This window comes from Streptomyces sp. NBC_01426, from assembly GCF_036231985.1.
GTDB lineage: Bacteria > Actinomycetota > Actinomycetes > Streptomycetales > Streptomycetaceae > Streptomyces.
The window spans coordinates 232746-257672 of sequence record NZ_CP109501.1; the positions used below are offsets into that span (position 1 = coordinate 232746).

Here is a 24927-nt window from a genome sequence, read left to right on the forward strand (position 1 = left end):
GCTTGTCTCCACTCAGAACTCGAAGTCTTCTTCGAACGCGTCGATCTCGTCCTGGTCCAGATCGAGCAGCGGCGCGGGTTCCGCGGACGCGGATCGGGGCGCCACCGGGTCCACTGCCCGGGTCGCGGGGTCGGCGGCGTGGGCCACCAGGGCGCGCAGGGCCCGGAACCAGCCCTCGGCGAGGGTGTTCACCTCGGCTTCGGTGAACAGCCCGGCGGGCCAGCTCCAGGAGGCGACCAGGTGCGGGCCGTCGGGCCGGTCCTGGGCCAGGGAGTTCAGTTCCAGGGCGTGCGCGGCGGGCATCGCGGCGTCGCTGCCGCCGAGACCGCCGTCCCCGTTGTCGTTGTCGTCGTCCCCGCCGGCGCCGAACCGGCCGAGGTAGTTGAAGCCGAGCTGCGGCACCGGGAGGGCGCCGAGCACGTCGGCCGTCTCCGGGTTGAGGTGGCGCAGCAGGCCGTAGCCGGCTCCGTTGTCGGGCAGTGCGGCGAGCTGACCGGCCACGCGGGCCAGGGCCCGGCCGACGGCGGGGCCGGCGGCGTGGACTTCGTCCCAGTCGCCGTCGGGCACGCCGGGGTCGAGCCTGACCGGGAAGAGGCTGGTGAACCAACCGACGGTGCGGGAGATGTCGGCGTCGGGTCGGACGCCGGCGAGGAGCTCCTCGCGGCCGTGGCCTTCCAGGTCGAGCAGGACCCCGTCGGCGCGCTGCCGGCCCCGGCCCCGGTCCCAGTCGGTGACGGCGAGCGCGAACGCGGTGAGCAGCACCTCGTTGACGCCGGTGCCGAACACGGTGGGCACGGTGGTGAGGAGGGGGCCGGTCACGTCGGCGGGCAGGGTCAGGCTGAGCCGGCGTGCCGTCTCGGCGACGTCCTGCACCGGGTCGAGTGCCCGGGTGCCGAGCGGGGGTTCCTGGTAGCCGCTCAGCATGCCGGTCCACACGGGCAGTTCGGCGGCCCGTTCGGGGGCGAGCGCCGCCCGGGCGAGGCCGCGGGCCCACTCGCGGAAGGACGTCCAGACCGGTTCGAGCACGGGTTCCCGGCCGGCGGTGACCGCTTCGTGGGCGGCCATGAGGTCGGGCATCAGGATCCGCCAGGACACCCCGTCGACCACCAGGTGGTGGACGACGAGCAGCAGCCTGCCGGGGGCGTCGGGGCCGGCGTCGAACCAGACGGCCTGGACCATCAGTCCGGCATCGGGGCTGAGCCGGTCCTGGGCGGCACGGCCCTCCGTGTCGACGCGGGCCGCGAGTTCCGCGTCGCCGAGGCCGGCGACGTCGATGCGGTGGATGACCTCGCCGGCGCGCAGTGCGCCCTTCGGCGGTACGTACAGGGTCCAGTCGCCGGCGGTGCGCACCAGGCGGGCGCGCAGTGCGTCGTGGTGGTCCAGGACGGCCTGGAGCACGGCGTCGAGGGCCTCCTCGGTGAGGTCCCCGGGGACGGGGGTCACCACGGACTGGTTGAACCCGTCCATGCGGCCGCCCAGTTCCCGCAGCCAGCGGATGATCGGGGTGGCCGGCAGGGCCCCGATGGCGGGGTCCGCGCCGTCCGGGTCGAGGGCGAGGAGCAGCTCGGCCGGGGTCTGCGGGAGGGCCGCGGCCAGTGCCTCGACCGTCTTGTGCGCGAACACCTCGCGGGGGGTCAGCACCAGGCCTGCCAGGCGGGCGCGGCCCACCAGTCGGACGGAGGTGATGCTGTCGCCGCCGAGGGTGAAGAAGCTGTCCTCGGCGCCGACCTCGGGGAGCCCGAGGACTTCCGCGAACAGTTCCGCGAGGAGCTTCTCGCGCGGGTTGGCGGGGGCCCGGCCGGCCGGGCGGTCGGCGAAGTCGGGGGCGGGCAGGGCCTTGCGGTCGAGCTTGCCGTTCGTGTTGAGGGGCAGCGCGGCCAGGGTGACGAAGGCGGCCGGGACCATGTACTCGGGCAGGGCGGCGGCGACGTGCGCACGCAGTGCGGCGGCGTCCGCGGACGCGGTGCGCGGGACGACGTACCCGACGAGCAGTTTGCTGCCGGGCCGGTCCTCGCGGACCAGGACGGCGACCTGCGCGACGTCGGGATGCCGGGCGAGCACGGCCTCGATCTCGCCGAGTTCGATGCGGAAGCCGCGCACCTTGACCTGGAAGTCGGTGCGCCCCAGGTACTCGATCCGGCCGTCGGCGCTCCAGCGCACCAGGTCTCCGGTGCGGTACATGCGCGTGCCCGGCTCCCCGTACGGATCGGCGACGAAACGCTCCGCCGTCAACCCGGGACGGCCCAGGTAGCCGCGGGCCAGACCCGCACCCGCGAGGTACAACTCCCCCGGCACACCAGGCGCCACCGGCCGCAGCGCGCCGTCCAGGACGTAGACGCGGGTGTTGAGGATCGGGCGGCCGATGGAGGGGACGGCGGCGGTGCCGTCGAGTTCGGCGGTGGTCGACCAGATGGTCGTCTCCGTCGGCCCGTAGACGTTGAGGACCGACCGGCCCGCGGCGACCATGGCCTCGGCGAGCACGCCCGGTACGGCCTCGCCTCCGACGAGCATCCGCAGCCCGGCCAGGGCTTGCGGCACCTGGCCGGTCAGGGTCTGCCACAGGGAGGGGGTGGCCTGGAGGACGGTGCCGCGGTGCTCGGTGATCAGCGCGGCGAGCGCGTCGGGGTCGAGGACCTCGTCCTTGCCGGCCACGACGACGCCGGCTCCTGCCAGGAGCGGGAGGTACAGCTCCAGGGCGGCGATGTCGAAGGACACGGTGGTGACGGCGACGAGCCGGTCCGTGGCGTCCATCGGCACCCGGTCGGCCATGTCGGTCAGGAAGTTGTCCAGCGCCGCACGGGGGATCACCACGCCCTTGGGGCGTCCGGTCGAGCCCGAGGTGTAGATGGCGTACGCGGGCGTCCGGCCGTCGGCCGGTTCGCGCACCGGCCCTTCGGCGGAGTACTCGGCGAGGGAGGCCTCCGTCCGGGGGTCGTCGAGCAGCAGCGTCTCGGTGTCGAGGCCGGGCAGGGTGGCCGCCGTGGCGGTTGTGGTGAGCAGCAGCGAGGGGCGGGCGTCGGCGAGGACGTAGCCCAGGCGGTCACTCGGGTGCTCCGGATCCAGCGGCACATAGGCGGCGCCGGACTTGAGCACCGCGAGGAGGGCGACGAGCAGCTCGGCGGAGCGGGGCAGAGCGACGGCCACGTAGCGTTCGGGGCCCGCGCCGCGGGCCTCCAGCAGCCGGGCGAGCCGGTTGGAGCGGGCGTCGAGTTCTGCGTACGAGAGCCGGGTCGCGCCGCAGATCACCGCCGTGGCCCCGGGGGTTTCGGCCGCCTGCCGGGCGAACCGCGCGGTCAGGGGCTCCGCGTCGGGTTCGGCCGCGGCCCGGCCCGCCCAGGATCCGAGCACGCGTTCCTCGTCGGCGGCGACCGTCGGGCGCAGTCGCCCGACGGGTACGCCGGCGTGTCCCGCGCTCTCACCGAGCAGCCGCACCAGGGTGGCGGCCAGGGCGTCGACACGGCCCTGGTCGAGCAGGTCGGGGCGATGAGCGAGGTCGAGGCCGAGGGAGCGCCCCATGCTCACGGTGAGGCTGAGCGGATAGTGCGTGCTCTCGTGGTTGTCGCCGCCGACGATGCCGAGTCCGCCCGCGGCGCCGCGCAGCTCGTCGGCGTCGAGCGGGTAGTTCTCGAAGACGACCAGGGTGTCGAAGAGTTCGCCGAGGCCGGCGCCGCGCTGGATGTCGGCGAGCGGCAGGTACTGGTGGTCCATCAGCCCGGCCTGCTGGGTCTGGAGTCGTTCCAGGAGGGCGCCCAGGGTTTCGGCGGGGTCGAGGGTGACGCGGACGGGGAGCGTGTTGATGAACAGGCCGACCATCGACTCGATGCCGGGGACCTGGGGCGGGCGGCCGGAGACGGTGCCTCCGAAGACCACGTCCTCACGGCCGGTGAGCCGGCCCAGGACGATCGCCCACGCGGCCTGCACCACGGTGTTGACGGTGACGCCGCGTTCGCGCGCCCAGCGGGCCAGCTCGGCCGTCTGCGCCTCCGGGAGTTCCAGTCGGGTGCGCACCGGGAGCACCGGCGCCCGGGACGGGTCGGGTGCGGCGAGGAGGGTGGGTTCGTCCAGGCCGTCGAGTACTTGGCGCCAGGCCTTCTCGGCGGCGGTGTGGTCCTGGTCGGCCACCCAGGCGAGGTAGTCGCGGTACGGGGTGACGCGGGGCAACGCGGAGGAATCGCCGTGCTGCGCGTAGAGGGAGAAGAGCTCGCCGAGGAAGACCGGCATGGACCAGCCGTCGAGGAGCAGGTGGTGGTGGCTGACGATGAGCCGGTGCCGGTCGGCCGCGGTGGAGGCCAGGGTGAAGCGCATCAGGGGGGGTCGGGCCAGATCGAAGCGACGGATCCGGTCCTCGGCCACGATCCGGTCGGCCGCGGCATCTCGCTCGTCGGCCGGGAGGCGGGTCAGGTCGACTTCCTCCCAGGGAAGGTCGAAGCCGGTGGGGATGACCTGGACGGGTGTGTCGAGGCCCTCGTGGCGGAAGGCGGCACGCAGGTTGGCGTGTCGAGTGAGCAGGGTGTGTACGGCGGCGCGCAGTGCCGCCCGGTCGACCGGGCCTTCGATGTCGAGGGCGAGTTGGACGGTGTAGACGTCCTCGCCCTGGGTGTCGTAGACGGCGTGGAAGAACAGACCCTGCTGGAGCGGCGAGAGCGGCAGCACATCAGTCAGACGACCGTGCTCGGCCTCCAGAGCCTCGATCTGCTCCTGAGTCACGGAAACCAGCGGACGCACATCGGACGGAGTCAACCCACCGGCCTCATCCGTCGCCGCGTGCGCGGCCAGGTCCCGCAGAGCCCGGAACCAGCCCTCCGCCAGCGCCCGCACCTCCTCCTCACCGAACAGAGCCGCCGGCCACGACCAATCAGCCACCAGACGCGGACCATCCGCGTGATCGAGCGTCACCGCGTTCAAATCCAGCGCGTGCGCCAGCCGCATGCCGGGCTCACGACCATCACCGAGATCGACGTCGGAGCACAACGACCACTCACCACCCTCACCCGCGGTGGCATCGAACCGACCCAGGTAGTTGAACCCGATCTGCGGACCGGCGAAAGCGGCAAGAACAGCCGCGGTCTCGGGGTCGGTGTAACGCAGCAGGCCATAACCGATGCCGTTGTCCGGCAACGCGTGCAACTGCTCCTTCACCCGCTTCAACGCACGACCCAGGTCCCCACCCGAACCCGCGTCCAACCGGACCGGGAACATGCTCGTGAACCAACCCACCGTCCGAGACAGATCCACCCCCTCCACCACCGACTCCCGCCCATGGCCCTCCAGATCGACCAGAACCTCCGTCGAGACATCCGAACGCCAACCGGCGACCGCCAGAGCGAAACCCGTCAACAACACATCATTGACACCCGCCCGATACCGCGCCGCGACCTCCGTCAACAACGACGCCGTCACCTCGACCGGCAACGTCAACGAAAGATGCCGAACCGTCCCCGCCGTGTCCCGCACCGGATCCAACACACCAGACCCGACCCGAACATCACCACCCGACAACTGCCCCTCCCACACAGGGAGTTCTGCACTGCGGTCGAGAGTCGTGAGACTGTCCGCCCAACGCCGGAACGACGTACCCACCGGCTCCAGAACCGCGCCCTCATAAGCCCGCCCCAGATCCGGAAGCAGAACACGCCAGGACACACCGTCCACCACCAGGTGATGGGCCACCAACAACAACCGGCCCGCATCCTCGAACCACACCGCCTGAACCATCACCCCCGACTCCGGCACCAACCTCGACCGCGCCGCCCGCGCCTCAGCCGCGACCGTGACCCCGTCCTCCGCGCGACGCAACACCTCCGCCGCCCGCACGGCACCCGGCTCGCCGACCTCCAGATTCCACACCGACCCCCCACGCACCAGACGCGCACGCAACACGTCATGGTGATCGAGCAGGACCTGAAGAGCCGACTCCAACCCCTCATACGAGGCACCCGCCGGCGTCCGCACCACCATCGCCTGATGGAAACCCCCCACCGGACCACCCAACTCACGCAGCCAACCCACGATCGGAGTCTCCGCAACCACACCAAGACCCGCGCCCGGATCCTCCACCACCACCCCGTCAACGGCCCGCGCCACCACCGCCAACGCCTCCGGCGTCCGAAACTGGAACACCTCACGCGCCGACAACACCAAACCCGCACCACGCGCCCGACTCACCAACTGAATCGACACGATGCTGTCCCCACCCAGCTCGAAGAAACTGTCCTCGACCGACACCCGCTCCACACCGAGGAGCTCGCCGTACAGCCGGCACAGCAGTTCCTCGCGCTCGGTGCGCGGTGCCCGGCCCGTGGCGCCGCCGGTGAGGCGAGGCTCCGGCAGGGCGCCCCGGTCGAGCTTGCCGTTGACGGTGAGCGGGAGCGCGTCCAGCTCGACGAAGGCGGACGGGACCATGTACTCCGGGAGTGTGGCGGCGAGGTGGGCGCGCACCGCGGCCGTGTCGAGGGCGCCGCTGCGCGGCACGACGTACGCCACCAGGCGCTTGATGCCCGGCTGGTCCTCGCGGACGATCACCGCGGACCGGTTCGTGCCCTCGTAGTGGGCCAGTGCGTTCTCGATCTCGCCGAGTTCGATGCGGAAGCCGCGCACCTTGACCTGGTCGTCGGAGCGGCCCAGGTAGTCCAGCAGGCCTTCGCGGGTCCAGCGGACCACGTCGCCGGTGCGGTACATGCGGCTGCCCGCGGGGCCGTACGGATCCGCCACGAAACGTTCGGCGGTCAGGGCCGGCCGGCCCAGATAGCCACGCGCCAGACCCGCGCCCGCGATGTACAGCTCACCGGCCACGCCCGGCGCGACCGGACGCAACAGCTCGTCGAGCACGTACGTACGGGCGTTGCCGACGGGCCGGCCGATGAGCGGCCCGGCCGTGTCGGTGGTGCGTGCGGTCAGGGTGTCGACGGTGGCCTCGGTGGGGCCGTACAGGTTGTAGCCGGTGATGCCGGGGGTTCGGGCGAGTTCCTGCCAGAGGGCGGGGCTCACGGCCTCGCCGCCGAGGGCGAGGATCCGCGGGCGGGCCCGCTCGTCGCGCACCAGGCCCTCCTCGACGAGCTGCTCCGCGTAGGACGGGGTGAGCTCCATGAAGTCGACGCCGTGCGCACGCACGTAGTCGATCAGTGCGGCCGGTTCCCGGCGGGTCTCGTCGTCGATCAGGTGGAGTTCGTGCCCCGCGACCATCCACAGCAGCGGGTCGAGCGAGGCGTCGAAGGAGACGGCGGCGGTGAGGGCGGCCCGCAGCGGGCGTCCCGCGTCGGTGATCTCGGCCGCGTACAGCTCGTCGAAGTGGTGGTGGAACAGGTTGGTCAGGCCCGCGTGGGTGACGACGACGCCCTTGGGGCGGCCGGTGGAGCCGGAGGTGTGGATGACGTACACCGGGTGGCTCGGGCGTAGCCGGGCCGTGCGCAGGGTGTCGTCGGGTGCCGTGTCGGGCAGGTCGCTCAGTGTCCGGGCGACCGCCGGGGATCCTAGGTCGACGCGGATGCCGCCCCGGTCCGCGGGTATCGCGTCGCGGGCTCCGGCGCCGGTGATGACGGCGGCGACGGCGACGTCCTGGAGCAGCCGGGCGATGCGGCCGGCGGGGTGCGTCGGGTCGATGGGGACGTAGGCGGCCCCGGCCTTGGTGACGGCGAGTACGGCGACGACGAGGTCGGCGGTGCGGGGCAGGGCCACGGCGACGTGGTTCTCGGGGCCGATGCCCCGGCCGATCAGCAGCCGGGCCAGTTTGTTGGCCTTGGCGTCCAGTTCGGCGTAGGTGAGACGGGTGTCGCCGGCGACCAGGGCGGTGGCCTGCGGGGTGCGGGCGGCCTGCTGCTCGAAGAGGGCGGGCAGGGTGGTGGCGGGCACGGGGCGGGCGGTGTCGTTCCACTCGTCGAGCACGCGGCGGCGTTCCTCGTCGGTGAGGACGGCGAGCGTGGACAGGGGGTGGTCGGGGGCGGTGACCAGCGCGGTGACGGCGCGGGCGAAGCGGTCCGCGAGGTCTTGGGCGCTCTCGCGGTCGAAGAGGTCCGTCGCGTATTCGAGGCGGCCGCCCAGGCCGGCGGGGACCCCGTCGGTCGTGAAATCCTCGGCGAGTTGGAAGGACAGGTCGAACTTGGCTCCGTCGACGGTGACCGGGTGCGGTGCGACGGTGAGGCCGTCGAGCCCGAAGGTGGCCTCGGCGTTGTTCTGGAGGGAGAGCATGACCTGGAAGAGCGGGTGCCGGGCGAGGGAGCGCTCGGGGTTGAGCAGCTCGACGAGCCGCTCGAAGGGGACATCTTGGTGGGCGTAGGCCGCGAGGTCCGTTTCCCGGACGCGTTCGACGAGTTCGCGGAAGGTCGGGTCGCCGGAGACGTCGGTGCGCAGGACGAGGGTGTTGACGAAGAAGCCGACCAGTTGGTCGAGGGCCTCGTCGGTGCGGCCCGCGATGGGCGAGCCGATGGGGATGTCGGTGCCGGCGCCGAGGCGGCCGAGTACGGCGGCGAGGGCCGCCTGTATCACCATGAAGACGCTCGCCCGGGTCTCGCGCGCCAGTTCGGCGAGCGGTGCGTGCGCGCGTGCCGGGATCTCCAGCGGCACGGTGTCGCCGCGGAAGCTCATCTCCGCGGGGCGCGGGCGGTCGGCGGGCAGGGGCAGCTCTTCGGGGAGGCGGGCCAGGGTGTGCTGCCAGTAGGCGACCTGGCGGGCGAGTTCGCTGCCCTGGTCGTGCTCGTCGCCCAGTACCTCGCGCTGCCACAGGGTGTAGTCGGCGTACTGGACGGGCAGCGGCTCCCAGGCGGGGGCCGCGCCGCCGAGCCGGGCGGTGTAGGCGTCGCCGAGGTCGCGGGCGAGGGGGGCCATGGACCAGCCGTCGGCCGCGATGTGGTGGACGACGACGAGCAGGAGGTGGGTGTCGGGCGCGAGGGTGAACAGGTGGGCGCGCAGCGGGGCTTCGGTCGCGAGGTCGAAGTCCCGGGCCGCGGCCTCGGCGAGTGCGTCCGGGGTGAAGGTCAGGGTCTCCAGGACGGGCCGTGCGCTGTCGGCCGCGAGGACCTGCTGGCGCGGGCGGCCGTCGGTGTCGGGGAAGACGGTGCGCAGGCTCTCGTGCCGGGCCACGACGTCGCCGATGGCCGCGTGGAGGGCCCGCGGGTCGAGGTGGCCGGTGAGCCGGACGGCCAGCGGCAGGTTGTAGGTGCCGGTGCGCTCCTCGAAGCGGTTGAGGAACCACAGGCGGCGCTGGGCGGGTGACAGCGGCACGGTCTCGGGGCGGACCCGGGCCACCAGGGCCTGGCGGGCGGGGACGGCGTCGCCGAGCCGCTCGCTGAGCGCGGCGACGGTCGGGGCCTCGAAGAGCGCGCGGACGGCGAGCTCGGCGCCGAACAGCGAGCGGACGCGGCTGACCACGCGGGTGGCGAGCAGCGAGTGACCGCCGAGGTCGAAGAAGCTGTCGTCAACGCCGACCCGCGGTACGCCGAGGACCTCGGCGAAGAGCGCGGCGAGGGCCTCTTCGCGCGGGTTGGCGGGGGCCCGGCCGGCCGGCCGGTCGGCGAAGTCGGGGGCGGGCAGCGCCTTGCGGTCGAGCTTGCCGTTCGTGTTGAGGGGCAGCGCGGCCAGGGTGACGAAGGCGGCCGGGACCATGTACTCGGGCAGGGCGGCGGCGACGTGCGCACGCAGGGCGGCGGCGTCGCAGGCGTCGCCGGCGGGCACGGTGTAGGCGACGATCCGCTGGTCGCCGGGCCGGTCCTCGCGGACCAGCACGGCGACCTGCGCGACGTCGGGATGCCGGGCGAGCACGGCCTCGATCTCGCCGAGTTCGATGCGGAAGCCGCGCACCTTGACCTGGAAGTCGGTGCGCCCCAGGTACTCGATCTGCCCGTCGGCGCTCCAGCGCACCAGGTCTCCGGTGCGGTACATGCGCGTGCCCGGCTCCCCGTACGGATCGGCGACGAAACGCTCCGCCGTCAACCCGGGACGACCGAGGTAGCCGCGGGCCAGACCCGCACCCGCGAGGTACAACTCCCCCGGCACACCAGGCGCCACCGGCCGCAGGCCGGAGTCGAGCACCAGGGCACGGGTGTTGTGGCGGGGCCGGCCGATGGGCGGGGTGCGCTCGGAGGAGGTCTCGCCGGGTGTGCCGTACCAGGCGGTGGCGTACACGGTGGCCTCGGTGGGGCCGTAGATGTTGGCGAGGGTGCAGCCGGGCACGGCGGACCGGATGGTGTTCGCGGTGTGGGCGGGGAGGCCCTCGCCGGCGAGGACCACGAGGTCCGCGCCGAGGCGGGGGGCGCCCGCCTGGCCGATGGTGTGGGCGAGGGCCGAGGGCACGGCGCTGATCAGGCTGTAGTCGCGTCCCTCGGTTTCGAGGAGGGCGAGCACGTCGCGGACGACTTCGATGCGGCCGCCGCTGAGCAGCGGTCCGAACATCTCGAAGACGGAGACGTCGAAGTTGAGCGAGGTCGCGGCCAGTACGTTCGAGAGCCGCTCGGGGCCGATGTCGGCGACCGCCCAGGCGGCGAGATCGGCCACGTTGCGGTGGCTGACGACCACTCCCTTGGGGCGGCCGGTCGAGCCCGAGGTGTAGATGACGTACGCGGGGTGGCGCGTGTTGAGGGGGCGGGCCCGTTCGGCGTCGCCGAGGTCGTGGTCGGCGAGGGCGTCGAGGCGCTCCCGAGTGGCGGTGTCGTCGAGGATCAGGACGCGCACGCCGTCGGGCAGGACGGCCGCGGCCTCGCGGGTGGTGAGGACCAGCGCGGGCCGGGCGTCGTCCAGCATGGAGGTGATGCGGTCGGACGGGTAGCCGGGGTCCACCGGCACGTAGGCCGCGCCGGACTTCAGTACGGCCAGCAGCGCCACGATCGTGTCGGCGGTGCGGGGCAGGGTCAGTGCGACGAACCGCTCGGGGCCCGCGCCCTCGGTGACCAGCAGCCGGGCGAGCCGGTTGGCCCGCGCGTTCAGCTCACGGTACGTCAGCTCGCTGCCGGCGTGCAGGACGGCCGGGGCGTCGGGCGTGCGGGCGGCCTGGGCCTGGAACAGCTCGGGCACGGTGTGGTCGGCGACGTCCCGACGCGTGTCGTTCCACTCCCCGAGGACCTGGCGGCGTTCCTCGTCGGTGAGGACGTCGACGGCGGCGACCGGGAGGGCGGGGTCGGCGGTGACGGCGGCGAGCAGCCGGGTCAGGCGGGCGCCGATCGTTTCGGCGGTCGCGCGGTCGAACAGGTCGGCCGCGTACTCGACGACCCCGTTCAGGCCGGCCGGCCCGCCGGCCGCGGTGAAGGTCTCCTCCAGCGAGAACAGCAGGTCGAACTTGGCGGCTTCCAGCCGTACGGGCAGCGCGGTGGCGGTGAGTCCGTCGAGGGCCAAGGTGGCCTCGGCGTTGTTCTGGAAGGCCAGCATCACCTGGAAGAGGGGGTGCCGGGCCTGCGAGCGCACCGGGTTCAGCACCTCGACGAGGCGCTCGAACGGCACGTCCTGGTGGGCGTGGGCCGCGAGGTCCGATTCCCTCACCCGTGCGATGAGTTCGGCGAAGGTGGGGTCGCCGGACAGGTCGGTGCGCAGGACCAGCGTGTTGACGAAGAACCCGACCAGTTCGTCGAGTGCCTCGTCGGTCCGGCCCGCGATGACGCTGCCTATGGGGATGTCCTCGCCGGCGCCGAGGCGGCCGAGCAGGGCGGCGAGGGCCGCCTGCACGATCATGAAGACGCTGGCGTCGTGTGCGCGGGCGACGGTGACGATGCGCTCGTGGAGTTCGGCGGGCATCCGCAGCGGGACGCTGTCGCCGCGGTGGGTGGCGGCGGCGGGGCGGGTCCGGTCGGCCGGCAGGGACAGTTCCTCCGGCAGGCCGGCGAGCGCGGTGCGCCAGTGGTTGATCTGGCGGGCCAGGGGGCTCCGCGGGTCGCTCTCGTCGCCGAGTACGTCGCGCTGCCACAAGGTGTAGTCGGCGTACTGGACGGGCAGCGGCTCCCAGGCGGGGGCCGCGCCGCCGCGCCGGGCGTCGTAGGCGATGCCCAGGTCGCGGGCGAAGGGGGCCAGGGACCAGCCGTCGCCGGCGATGTGGTGGAGGACCACGAGCAGCACGTGCTCGGTGGCGCGGACACGGAACAGGTGGGCTCGCAGCGGCGGCTGCGAGGTGAGGTCGAAGCCTTCGGCGACGGCTTCGGCGAGCGCCCCGTCCAGCTCCTCCTCGGCGAGGTCGACGACGGGCAGCGCGGGCGCCGCCCCCGCGACCGGCAGCACCCACTGGCGTGGTCGGCCGTCGAGGTCGGGGAAGACGGTTCGCAGGCTCTCGTGTCGGGCGCTCACGTCGTGGAGTGCGGCGCGCAGCGCCCCCTGGTCGAGGTCGCCGTCGAGCCGCAGCGCGAGCGGGAGGTTGTACGAGGCGCTCGCGCCCTCGAACCGGTTGAGGAACCACAGCCGCCGCTGGGCGGGCGACAGCGGGATCACCTCGGGCCGCTCCCGGACGGTCAGGGCCGTGCGGGCCTCCCCGGCGACCGAGATCCGCTCGGCGAGGGCGGCGACGGTCGGGGCCTCGAAGAGGGCGCGGACGGCGAGCTCCACGCCGAAGACGGAACGGACGCGGGAGACCATGCGGGTGGCGAGCAGCGAGTGGCCGCCGAGGTCGAAGAAGCTCTCGTCGGCCCCGACCGCGGGCAGTGCGAGGATCTCGGCGAACAGTCCGGCGAGGATCTCCTCCTGCGGGGTCCGCGGCGCCCGGCCGGCGGCCGCCGCGGTGGCCTCGGGGGCGGGCAGGGCCCGCCGGTCGACCTTTCCGTTGGCGGTCAGCGGCAGGGTCTCCAGGGTGACGTACGCGGAGGGCGCCATGAAGGCGGGCAGCCGGCCCGCCACGTGCTCGCGAAGCGCGTCGAGGGCCGGGGCGCCGGGAGGGGCGGGGACGACGTAGGCGACGATCCGCTGGTCGCCGGGCCGGTCCTCGCGGACCAGGACGGCGACCTGCGCGACGTCGGGATGCCGGGCGAGCACGGACTCGATCTCGCCGAGTTCGATGCGGAAGCCGCGCACCTTGACCTGGTCGTCGGTGCGGCCGAGGTACTCGATCCGGCCGTCGGCGTCCCAGCGCGCCAGGTCTCCGGTGCGGTACATCCGGCTCGCGGCCGGCCCGTACGGGTCGGCGACGAACCGCTCGGAGGTGGGTCCGGGGCGGCCCAGGTACCCGCGGGCCAGGCCGGCGCCCGCGATGTACAGCTCACCGGGGACACCCTGTGGAACGGGGCGCAGCGCCGCGTCGAGGACGTAGACCCGCATGCCGTCGAGGGGGCGGCCGATCGGCACGCTGTGCGCGACCTCGGCCGCGGAGTCCAGGCGGTGGGTGGTGGCGAACGTGGTGGTCTCGGTGGGCCCGTAGCCGTCGACGACCGTCAGACCCGGGCAGGCTTCCAGGACGCGGCGGACCGCGGCGGCGGGAACGACGTCCCCGCCGGTCCACACCTGGCTCACCCGTGCCAGGCATCCGGGCCCGTCCTCGGCGATCAGGCGGAAGAGGCCGGCCGTCAGCCACAGGGCCGTGACGCCGTACCGGGCGACGGTCTCGCGCAGCCGGACCGCGTCCAGGTCTCCGGCCGGCGCCACGACGACCTGGCCGCCGCCGAGCAGCGGCACCCACAGCTCGTACGTGGAGGCGTCGAAGGCGGTCGGCGAGTGCAGCAGCACCCGCTCGTGCCCGGCCTCGAATCGGCGGTCCTCGGCGAGCGCCACGATGTCGCGGTGGGTGACGCCGACCCCCTTGGGCACACCGGTGGAGCCGGAGGTGAACATGACGTAGGCCAGCTGGTCCGGTTCGATGGCGACGTCCGGATCGTGGGCCGGACCGTCGGCGAGGGCGGGACCGGCCTCGATCACGCTCACGCCGGCGGCGAACGCCTCGGCGGCGGCGGCCGAGTCGGCGACGAGGACGCCGGCTCCGGTCTCGGCGAGGATGTGCCGCATCCGCTGTTCGGGGAAGCGCGGGTCGAGCGGGACGTAGGCGCCGCCGGCCTTGAGGACGGCGAGGAGGGTCGCGACCAGGTCCGGCGAGCGGTCCATGAGCACCGCCACCCGGTCCTCGGGGCGCACGCCGGCGGCGAGCAGCCGGTGGGCGAGGCGGTTGGCGCGGGCGTCCAGCTCACCGTAGGAGAGCGTGCCGTCGGCCGAGACGACGGCCTCGGTGGCCGAGGTCCAGGAGACGAGGTCGGCGAAGAGCCGGGGCACGCCCCGGTCGGACGGCGCGTCCTGGCGCTCGGTGTCGTTGAAGGAGACCAGCAGCCGCTGCCGCTCGTCCTCGGCGAGCAGCGGGATCCGGCCGACGGGGCCGGCCTGGTGGTCCGGCGCGCTCTCCAGGACTCGGACAACGCAGTCCATCAGCGCGTTCGCGGCGGCCGCGTCGAACAGGTCGGTGCGGAAGTCGAGGCGCAGTTGCAGGCGTTCGCCGGGGACGGCGGTGAGGATCAGCGGGTAGTGGGTGGCGTCGTGGCCCTCGATGCCGGTGATGCGGAGCCCTCCGCCGATGTCCAGGACGTCGGCGTCGAGCGGGTAGTTCTCGAAGACGACCAGGGTGTCGAAGAGTTCGCCGAGGCCCGTGACCTGTTGGAGGTCGGTCAGCCCCAGGTACTGGTGGTCCATGAGGGAGGCCTGTTGGGCCTGGAGTCGTTCCAGGAGGGCGCCGAGGGTTTCGGCGGGGTCGAGGGTGACGCGGACGGGGAGCGTGTTGATGAACAGGCCGACCATCGACTCGATGCCGGGGACCTGGGGCGGGCGGCCGGAGACGGTGCCTCCGAAGACCACGTCCTCACGGCCGGTGAGCCGGCCCACGACGATCGCCCACGCGGCCTGGAAGAGGGTGTTGAGGGTGACGCCGGCCGAGCGGGTGAGGTCGGTGAGCCGTGCGGTGAGGGCGGCCGGGACGTCGACGGTGACCCGGTCGGGGGTGGCGGGGCTGCCGTCACGGCCCGCGGGGGCGACCAGGGTGGGCTCGTCGAGGCCGTCGAGCACCCGCCGCCAGGCGGCCTCGGCGACACCGCGGTCCTGGCCGGCGATCCACGTCAGGTAGTCGCGGTGGGGAGTGACGCGGGGCAGGGCGGAGCCGTCGCCGGAGCGGCCGTAGAGCGTCAGGAGTTCCTTGACCAGGACGGGCATGGACCAGCCGTCGAGCAGGATGTGGTGGTTCGTCATGACCAGTCGGTGCTGCTCCGCACCCGTCTTGAGCAGGGCGAACCGCATCAGGGGAGCCCGTGCGGGATCGAAGCGCACGGCCCGGTCCTCGGTCATCCAGGCCTGGACGGCGCTCTCGCGTTCGGCCTCGGGGAGCGTGGTGAGGTCGATGTCGGTCCAGGGCAGGTCGACGCTCTCGGGGATGACCTGGACGGGTGCGTCGAGGCCCTCGTGGTGGAACGCGGCGCGCAGGGCGCCGTGGCGGGACAGGAGGGTACCGGCGGCGGCGTGCAGCGATCGGGGCCGGAGGGGACCTTCGATGTCGAGGGCGAGTTGGACGGTGTAGACGTCCTCGCCCTGGGTGTCGTAGACGGCGTGGAAGAACAGACCCTGCTGGAGCGGCGAGAGCGGCAGCACATCAGTCAGACGACCGTGCTCGGCCTCCAGAGCCTCGATCTGCTCCTGAGTCACGGAAACCAGCGGACGCACATCGGACGGAGTCAACCCACCGGCCCCGTCACTCGCCGCATGCTCGGCCAGGTCCCGCAGAGCCCGGAACCAGCCCTCCGCCAGCGCCCGCACCTCCTCCTCACCGAACAGAGCCGCCGGCCACGACCAATCAGCCACCAGACGCGGACCATCCGCGTGATCGAGCGTCACCGCGTTCAAATCCAGCGCGTGCGCCAGCCGCATGCCGGGCTCACGACCATCACCGAGATCGACGTCGGAGCACAGCGACCACTCACCACCCTCACCCGCGGTGGCATCGAACCGACCCAGGTAGTTGAACCCGATCTGCGGACCGGCGAAAGCGGCAAGAACAGCCGCGGTCTCGGGGTCGGTGTAACGCAGCAGGCCATAACCGATGCCGTTGTCCGGCAACGCGTGCAACTGCTCCTTCACCCGCTTCAACGCACGACCCAGGTCCCCACCCGAACCCGCGTCCAACCGGACCGGGAACATGCTCGTGAACCAACCCACCGTCCGAGACAGATCCACCCCCTCGACCACCGACTCCCGCCCATGGCCCTCCAGATCGACCAGAACCTCCGTCGAGACATCCGAACGCCAACCGGCGACCGCCAGAGCGAAACCCGTCAACAACACATCATTGACGCCCGCCCGATACCGCGCCGCGACCTCCGTCAACAACGACGCCGTCACCTCGACCGGCAACGTCAACGAAAGATGCCGAACCGTCCCCGCCGTGTCCCGCACCGGATCCAACGCACCAGACCCGATCAGAACATCACCACCCGACAACTGCCCCTCCCACACAGGGAGTTCTGCACTGTGGTCGAGAGTCGTGAGACTGTCCGCCCAACGCCGGAACGACGTACCCACCGGCTCCAGAACCGCGCCCTCATAAGCCCGCCCCAGATCCGGAAGCAGAACACGCCAGGACACACCGTCCACCACCAGGTGATGGGCCACCAACAACAACCGGCCCGCATCCTCGAACCACACCGCCTGAACCATCACCCCCGACTCCGGCACCAACCTCGACCGCGCCGCCCGCGACTCGGCCGCGACCGTGACCCCGTCCTCCGCGCGACGCAACACCTCCGCCGCCCGCACGGCACCCGGCTCGCCGACCTCCAGGTTCCACACCGACCCCCCACGCACCAGACGCGCACGCAACACGTCATGGTGATCGAGCAGGACCTGAAGAGCCGACTCCAACCCCTCGTACGAGGCACCCGCCGGCGTCCGCACCACCATCGCCTGATGGAAACCCCCCACCGGACCACCCAACTCACGCAGCCAACCCACGATCGGAGTCTCCGCAACCACACCAAGACCCGCGCCCGGATCCTCCACCACCACCCCGTCAACGGCCCGCGCCACCACCGCCAACGCCTCCGGCGTCCGAAACTGGAACACCTCACGCGCCGACAACACCAAACCCGCACCACGCGCCCGACTCACCAACTGAATCGACACGATGCTGTCCCCACCCAGCTCGAAGAAACTGTCCTCGACGGAGACGGAGTCGAGGCCGAGCAGCTCGGCGTAGATGCCGCAGAGGATCTCCTCCGGGCCCGTACGGGGCCCGCGCCCCTGGCCGGCCCCGCCGTACTCCGGGGCGGGGAGCTGCTTGCGGTCGAGCTTGCCGTTGACGGTGAGCGGGAGGGCGTCCAGCTCGACGAAGGCGGACGGGACCATGTACTCCGGCAACGCGGCGGCGATGTGGGCGCGCAGCGCGTCCGCGTCCAGGGCCGCGCCGTGGGCCGGGACGGCGTAGGCGACGAGGCGCTTGATGCCGGGCTGGTCCTCGCGGACGATCACGGCGTTCTGGGCGACGTGGGCGTGTCCGCCGAGCACGGTTTCGATCTCGCCGAGTTCGATGCGGAAGCCGCGCACCTTGACCTGGTCGTCGGAGCGGCCCAGGTAGTCCAGTTCGCCGGTCCGCGACCGGCGGGCGAGGTCACCGGTGCGGTACATGCGGCTGCCCGCAGAGCCGTACGGATCCGCCACGAAACGTTCGGCGGTCAGGGCCGGACGGCCCAGATAGCCACGCGCCAGACCCGCGCCCGCGATGTACAGCTCACCCGCCACGCCCGGCGCGACCGGACGCAACAGCTCGTCGAGCACGTACGTACGGGTGTTGGGGATCGGCGTACCGATCGACGGCACCCCGGAGCCGGCGGTGAGGGGCGTCGAGGCGGTCGCGACGACGGTGGACTCCGTGGGGCCGTAGGCGTTGACCATGCGGCGGCCGGGGGCCCAGCGGTCGACCAGTTCGGCGGAGGTGGCGTCACCGCCGACGATCAGTGAGCGGAAGTGCGGGAACGCGGCGGCCGGGACGCTCGCCAGGGCGGCGGGCGGGATCAGGGCGTGGGTGATGCGCTCGGCATCGAGGACCTCGGCGAGGACCTCGCCCGCGAGCGGACCGGCCGGGGGCACGACCAGCGTCGCGCCGGCGGCGAAGGTCATGACCAGCTCCAGGACCGAGGCGTCGAAGCTCGGCGAGGCGAATTGGAGGACCCGGCTGTCGGCGTCGACGTCGAAGCGCTCGATCTCGGCGGCGGCGAAGCTCGCCAGGCCCTCGTGGCCGACGACGACGCCCTTCGGGCGGCCCGTCGAGCCCGACGTGTAGATGACGTAGGCGGGGTGGGTGAACGAGAGGTCCACCGTCGGGCGGGTCACCGGCTCTTCGGCGGTTTGTGGAAGTTCGCGCAGCACCAGCACCGGGCGGGCGTCATCGAGCATGTAGGCGATGCGATCCGCCGGGTACTGCGGGTCGACCGGGAGGTAGGCCGCGCCGGCCTTCAGCACGGCCAACTGGGCGATGACGATGTCCACGGAGCGCGGCAGCACCAGTGCCACCACGCCCTCGGGACCGACACCCCGGCCCGTGAGCCAGTGCGCCAGCCGGTTCGCCCGCGCCTCCACCTCGGCGTACGAGAGCACGAGCGCACCGCTGACCAGGGCGGGCGCGTCCGGGGTGCGGTCCGTCGAGGCCTCGAACAGACCGTGGAAGGTGACCGGGTCCAGCTCGCGCCCGATGCCGGCCCACTCCCCCAGCGCTTGCGCGCGCTCGCGGTCGGAGAGGACCTCGACCGCGCCCACCCGCAGGTCCGGGTCGTCCGCGACGGCTTCCAGCACGGCCACCAGCCGGGCGCAGAGGGCGTGCGCGGTCGCCCGATCGAAGAGGTCGACGGCGTATTCGAGGCTGCCTTCGAGGCCGGTCTCGGCCTCGGCCAGGGTGAAGGAGAGATCGAACTTGGCGGTGTCGAGACGGACCGGCCGGTCGCTCACCTCGACGCCGGGCAGGGTGAGGCGGTCGGAGGGCAGGTTCTGGAGTTGGAAGGAGACCTGGAAGAGGGGGTGGCGGGCCATGGACCGTTCGGGGTTCAGCACCTCCACCAGCCGCTCGAAGGGCACGTCCTGGTGGGCGTACGCCGCCAGGTCCGCTTCCCGCACCCGTTCCACCAGCTCCCGGAACGTCGGATCCCCCGACACGTCGGTCCGCAACACCAGCGTGTTCACGAAGAACCCCACCAGGTCGTCCAGGGCCTCGTCCGTACGCCCCGCGATGGGGGAGCCGAGGGGAATGTCCGTGCCCGCGCCGAGCCGGTGCAACAGCGTGGCCAGGGCTGCCTGGACGACCATGAAGAGGCTGGTGCCGGCGGCGCGGGCGAGGTCGTCGAGGCGGGCGCGGGTCGCGGACGGGACGGTGAAGCCGATGGTGTCGCCGCGGTAGCTCAGTCGGGCCGGGCGTGGTCGGTCCGTGGGAAGCGCCAGCTCCTCGGGGAGGCCCGCGAGGGCGCTCCGCCAGTGCTCGACCTGTCGGGACAGCTCGCTCGCCGGGTCGTCCTCGTCGCCGAGGACCTCGCGCTGCCACAGGGTGTGGTCCGCGTACTGCACCGGAAGCGGCGTGAACCGCGGTGCGGCGCCGCCCAGTCGGGCCGCGTAGGCGGTGGACAGGTCCCGTGCGAGCGGGGCCAGGGACCAGCCGTCGCCCGCGATGTGGTGGAGGACGACGAGGAGGGCGTGGTCGTCCTCGCCGAGGCTGAACAGGTGGGCGCGGACCGGTGTCTCGCGGGTCACGTCGAAGCCCTCGCCCGCGGCCTGCGCGAGGGTGTCGTCCAGGGCGTCGGCGGCGATCGTGGAGCGGTGGAGCAGCGGCCGGGAGGCCGGGTCGGCCGGGTCGAGGATCAGCTGGCGCGGGCGGCCGTCGGTGTCGGGGAAGACGGTGCGCAGGGCCTCGTGGCGGGTGGTGACGTCGGCCAGCGCGGCTTCCAGCGCGTTGTCGTCGACCGGGCCGCGCAGGCGCAGGGAGAGGCCGAGGTTGTAGGTGCCGCTGGGGCCGTCGAAGTGGTTGAGGAACCAGAGCCGGCGTTGGGTGTGGGAGAGGGGGATCTCCGCCGGTCGGACCTGTGGCCGGACCGCTGCGCGGGCGTCGGCGGCGCCGTCGAGGGCGGCGGCCAGGGTGGCGACGGTGGGGTTCTCGAAGAGGGAGCGGACGGTGAGTTCGGCGCCGGCCTCGGTGCGGATGCGGCTGATGAGACGGGTGGCGAGGAGGGAGTGGCCGCCGAGGTCGAAGAAGCTGTCGTCGATGGAGACCCGCTCCAGGTCGAGGACTTCGGCGAACAGGGTGGCGAGGAGGTCTTCCCGGTCGGTGCGGGGGGCGCGGCCTTCGCCCGGGCCGGTGAAGTCGGGGGCGGGCAGGGCCCGCTTGTCGAGCTTGCCGTTGGTGGTGACGGGCAGGGCGTCCAGGACGAGGACGGCGGCGGGCACCATGTACGCGGGCAGGGCGGCGGCGACGTGGACGCGCAGTGCTGCCGGGTCGGCGCCGGTCCGGGTGTCGGCGGGGACGACGTAGGCGATGAGCCGCTTGTCGCCGGGGTGGTCCTCGCGGACGAGTACGGCGGCCTGGGCGACGGTGGGGTGGCCGGTGAGGGCGGCCTCGATCTCGCCGGGTTCGATGCGGAAGCCGCGGATCTTGACCTGGTCGTCGGCGCGGCCGAGGTAGTCGAGTTCGCCGTCGGCGGTCCAGCGGGCGAGGTCGCCGGTGCGGTACATGCGGGCGCCGGGCCCCCCGTGGGGGTCGGCGGTGAAGCGTTCGGCGGTCAGGCCGGGCCGGCCCAGGTAGCCGCGGGCAAGGCCGGAGCCGGTGAGGTAGAGCTCGCCGGGAACGCCGGGCGGTACGGGGTTGAGGTCGCGGTCCAGGACGTAGACGCGCGTGTTGGTGATGGGGCGGCCGATGGTGGGGGCGCCGGTGTGCGGGGCGAGGGGGCCGCTCATGGTGGCGCAGACGGTCGACTCGGTGGGGCCGTAGGCGTTGACCATGGTGCGGCCGGGTGACCAGCGGGCGACGAGTTCGGCGGAGCAGGCCTCGCCGGCGGTGACCAGGGTCATGCCCTCGGGAATCCGGGCCTCCCCCATCGCGGCGAGCACGACGGGCGGCAGGGTGGCGTGCGTGACCCGCTGTTCGGCGAGGAGCGTCGCCAACGGCTCGCCCGCGGCCAGCCGCTCGGTGGGCGCGAGGACCAGGGCCGAGCCCGTCGTCAGGGTGGTGAGCATCTCCCATATGGAGGCGTCGAAGCTGGGCGAGGAGAACTGCAGCACCCGGTGGCCGGGGCCGCCGCCGAACCTCTCCCGGTGGGCGGCGGCCATGGCGGCGACGCCGTGGTGGCTGACGACGACGCCCTTGGGGCGGCCGGTGGATCCGGAGGTGTAGATGATGTACGCCGCGTCCTGCGGGGTGAGCGGGACGTCCGGGAGGGTTTCGGCGGGCAGCGGGGTCCGCTCCGGCAGCAGCAGCGGGATGTCGGCCGCGGGCAGGGCGTCCTGGAGGGCGGTGGTGGTGACGACGAGGGCGGGCCGGGCGTCGTCGAGGATGTACGCGATGCGCTCGGCCGGGTACGCCGGGTCGACCGGGACGTAGGTCGCGCCGGCCTTCATCGTGGCGAGCAGGCTGACGACCGTGTCGACGCCTCGGCCCAGGGCCACGGCGACGGAGCGGCCGCGCGCGGCGCCCTGTTCGGTGAGCAGTCGGGCCAGTCGTCCGGCGCGCTCGTCGAGTTCGCGGTAGGTGAGGGTGGTGTCCTCGTGGACGAGGGCGACCGTGTCGGGGGTGCGGGCGACCTGGGCGGCGAAGAGTTCGGGCGTGGTCGCGTACGGCAGCGGCACGCCGGTGTCGTTCCAGTCCTCCAGGACGCGGGTCCGCTCGGCGGCGCCGAGGAGGTCGACGGCTGCGACGGGGAGGGCGGGGTCGGCGGTGACGGCCTCGATCAGCCGCCGGAAGCGCTCGCCGAGCCCGGCGGCGGTCTCGTCGTCGAAGAGGTCGCGGGCGAACTCGATGGTGCCGTCGACACCCGCGGGCCGGCCGTCGTCGGTGTGGCGCTCGCCGAGCCGGAAGGACAGGTCGAACTTGGCGGTGTCGGTCTCCAGCCGGCGCACCGTCGCGGTCAGGCCGGGGAGGTCGAGGACCGGTTCGGCGTTGTCCTCCAGGGCGAGGGTGACCTGGACCAGTGGGTGGCGGGCGAGCGAGCGCACCGGGTTCAGGATCTCCACGAGCCGCTCGAAGGGCACGTCCTGGTTGGCGTAGGCGGTGAGGTCGTACTCGCGTACGCGATCCAGGAGTTGGCGGAACGTCGGGTTGCCGGAGAGGTCGGTGCGCAGCACCAGGGTGTTGACGAAGAAGCCGACCAGGTCCCCGAGTGCCTCGTCGGTGCGGCCGGCGATGACGGTGCCGACGGGGATGTCGTCCCCGGCGCCGAGGCGGTGCAGCAGGGCGGCGAGAGCGGCCTGCGCCACCATGAAGACGCTGGTCCCGCTGTCCTGGGCGAGGGTGAGCAGCCGTTCGTGGACCTCGGGGGCGAGCGTGAAGCCGGCCCGTCCTCCCTGGTGACCGGCGACGGCAGGGCGGGGCCGGTCGGTGGGCAGGGCGAGCTCTTCGGGCAGGCCGCCGAGGGTGTCCCTCCAGTGCGCGATCTGCCGGGAGAGCACGCCGTTCGGATCGTTCTCGTCGCCGAGCAGGTCCCGCTGCCAGAGGGTGTAGTCGGCGTACTGGACGGGCAGCGGCGTGTACGGGGGCGCGCTGCCGCGCAGTCGTGCGGCGTACGCCTGGCTGAGGTCGCGGGTGAAGGGGGCCACGGACCAGCCGTCGCCGGCGATGTGGTGGACCACCAGCAGCAGGGTGTGGCGCTCGGGGGTGAGGGTGAAGAGGTGGGCGCGGACCGGGATCTCGGTGCCCAGGTCGAAGCCGCGGGCGGCGGCGAGCGCCGGCTCCGCCTCCAGTGCGGCCTCGTCCGCGACCTCGGTGACGAGGAGTTCGGGGCGGGCGTCGACGGCGTCCAGGACGCGTTGGCAGGGGGCGCCGTCACGGACCGGGAAGACGGTTCGCAGGCTCTCGTGGCGGGCCACGACGTCGGCCAGCGCGGCGCGCAGGGCCTCGGTGTCGAGCCGGCCGGTGAGCTCGACGGCCAGCCCGTCGTTGTAGGCGGCCTGACCGCTGCCGTCCTCCATCTGGTTGAGGAACCACAGTCGGTTCTGGGCCGCCGAGAGGGGTAGCGGTTCGGGCCGCGGGAGCGCGGTGAGCGCGGGCCGGGCGACCTCGGTGGCGAGGCCCAGGGCGTGGGCGAGGGTGGCGACCGTCGCGTTCTCGAAGACCGTGCGCAGGGTCAGCTCGGCCCGGAGCTCCGTGCGGATCCGGGCGACGAGTCGGGTCACCTGGAGGGAACTGCCGCCGAGGAGGAAGAAGTTGTCGTCGACGGAGACGACCTGTTGGCCGAGGACCTCGGTGAAGAGCCGGCACAGGGCCTCCTCCGCGTCGGTGCGCGGCGCCCGGGAGGCGGGGGCGGGGGGCGCGGTCTTCGGCGCGGTCGCGGGCGTGGCGGCGGCGAGCGCGCGCGACGGCAGGGTCGAGGTGTCGAGGGCGAGGGAGCCGACGCTCTCGTCGAGGGCGGTGTTGCCGAGCCGGTGCAGGAAGTCGAGGAAGGTCAGCTGGTAGGCGCGCAGGTCCTCGTCGCCGTACAGGTCGGGGTTGGCGTCGAAGTCGATCTGGAGGCCGGAGGCGGTGCCGCGGTCGTAGACGATGAAGGAGATGTCGTCGGCGGGGCCGATGGACAGGTTGTGGGGGTGCGCGGTGTGACCGCCGAAGCGCAGGTCGTAGTCGAACATCATGATGTTGACGTGCGGGCCGACCAGGCGGCGTTCGTCGGCGAGCATCCCGAGGTCGCGGCGCAGGTCCTCGAACTGGTAGCGCTGGTGCTTCATGGCGGCGCGCATCTCGCCGGAGACCTGGTTCAGCAGTTCTTCGACGGTGTTGTCCGGGCTGATGGCGACGCGCAGCGGCAGCACGTTGGAGACCATGCCGGGGACGCTGCGGGCGTTCTTGCCGAGGCGGGTGGAGACGGGCAGGCCGAGCACGATCTCGGGGGCGCCGGTGAGCCGCTGGAGCCACAGGGCGACGGCGGCGATGAGCACGGGCGGCCAGGTGACGGCGGCGTCGGAGGCCAGGGCGCGCAGTCGGTCGGTCTCGCTCTGGCCGAGGTAGGCGGTGCGCCGGGCCAGTGAGCCTGCCAGGCCCGGTTGTTCGCCGGAGAGGCTGACGGGCTCGGGGGCTTCCTTGAGCCGGTTGATCCAGTAGCCGCGGTCGGCGCCGAAGCGCTCCGAGTCCAGGTACGCGGCCTTCTCTTCGAGCAGCAGGTTCAGCGGGGCGAAGGGGCTGTCCGGGACGGGTTCGCCGGCGACCAGCGCGGAGTACACGGCGGCGGTGCGCCGGGCGACCAGGTTGACGGTGAAGCCGTCGACCAGCAGGTGGTGGTAGCGGTGCAGCCACAGGTGGCGGTCTTCGGCGACTTTGAAGAGGGCGAAGAGGAAGAGCTGGTCGTGCTCGGTGTCCAGGGGGGTGGCGAAGTCCTCGGCCATCCAGGCCCGGGCGGCGGCCCGCGGGTTCGGGGCGGCGCTGACGTCCACGACGTGCAGGGACCAGTCGAGGTCCTCGGCGGGCACGAGCCGGGCGGCGGGGCCGCCCTCGGCGTCGAGGAAGCGCAGGCGCAGGGTCTCGGCTTCCGTGACGACGCGCCGCAGTGCCGCCTCGAAGAGTTCCGCGTCCACCGGTCCGTTGATTTCCAGGAATTCGCCGGTGTTGAAGATGGTGTTCTGTGGATTCAGCTGTTGCGCGTACCAGACACCCGACTGGGCGGCGGTCAGCGGCAGCAGGGGACCCCGAGAATCGGACACAGCCACTCACCCTCAATGTAAATTGGCGGAAATCAAGGCAACGGAGCATTTCTAACAGGGTGCTTTCGGCCAGGACAACGCCGGTTGCAGAAAGCTGCCACGGCCGGGCGGGAGATCGACCGCGTGCTAGCG

The 24927-nt window shown here is 72.9% G+C and carries 1 protein-coding gene; it reads right to left on the bottom strand.

The window, feature by feature from the left end; all coding sequences use genetic code 11:
* Positions 1-12: 12 nt before the first annotated feature.
* Positions 13-24795, bottom strand: coding sequence for a non-ribosomal peptide synthase/polyketide synthase (locus tag OG906_RS35575; RefSeq protein ID WP_329448404.1), 24783 nt, complete (start codon positions 24793-24795; stop codon positions 13-15).
* Between the last annotated feature and the right edge of the window lie 132 nt (positions 24796-24927).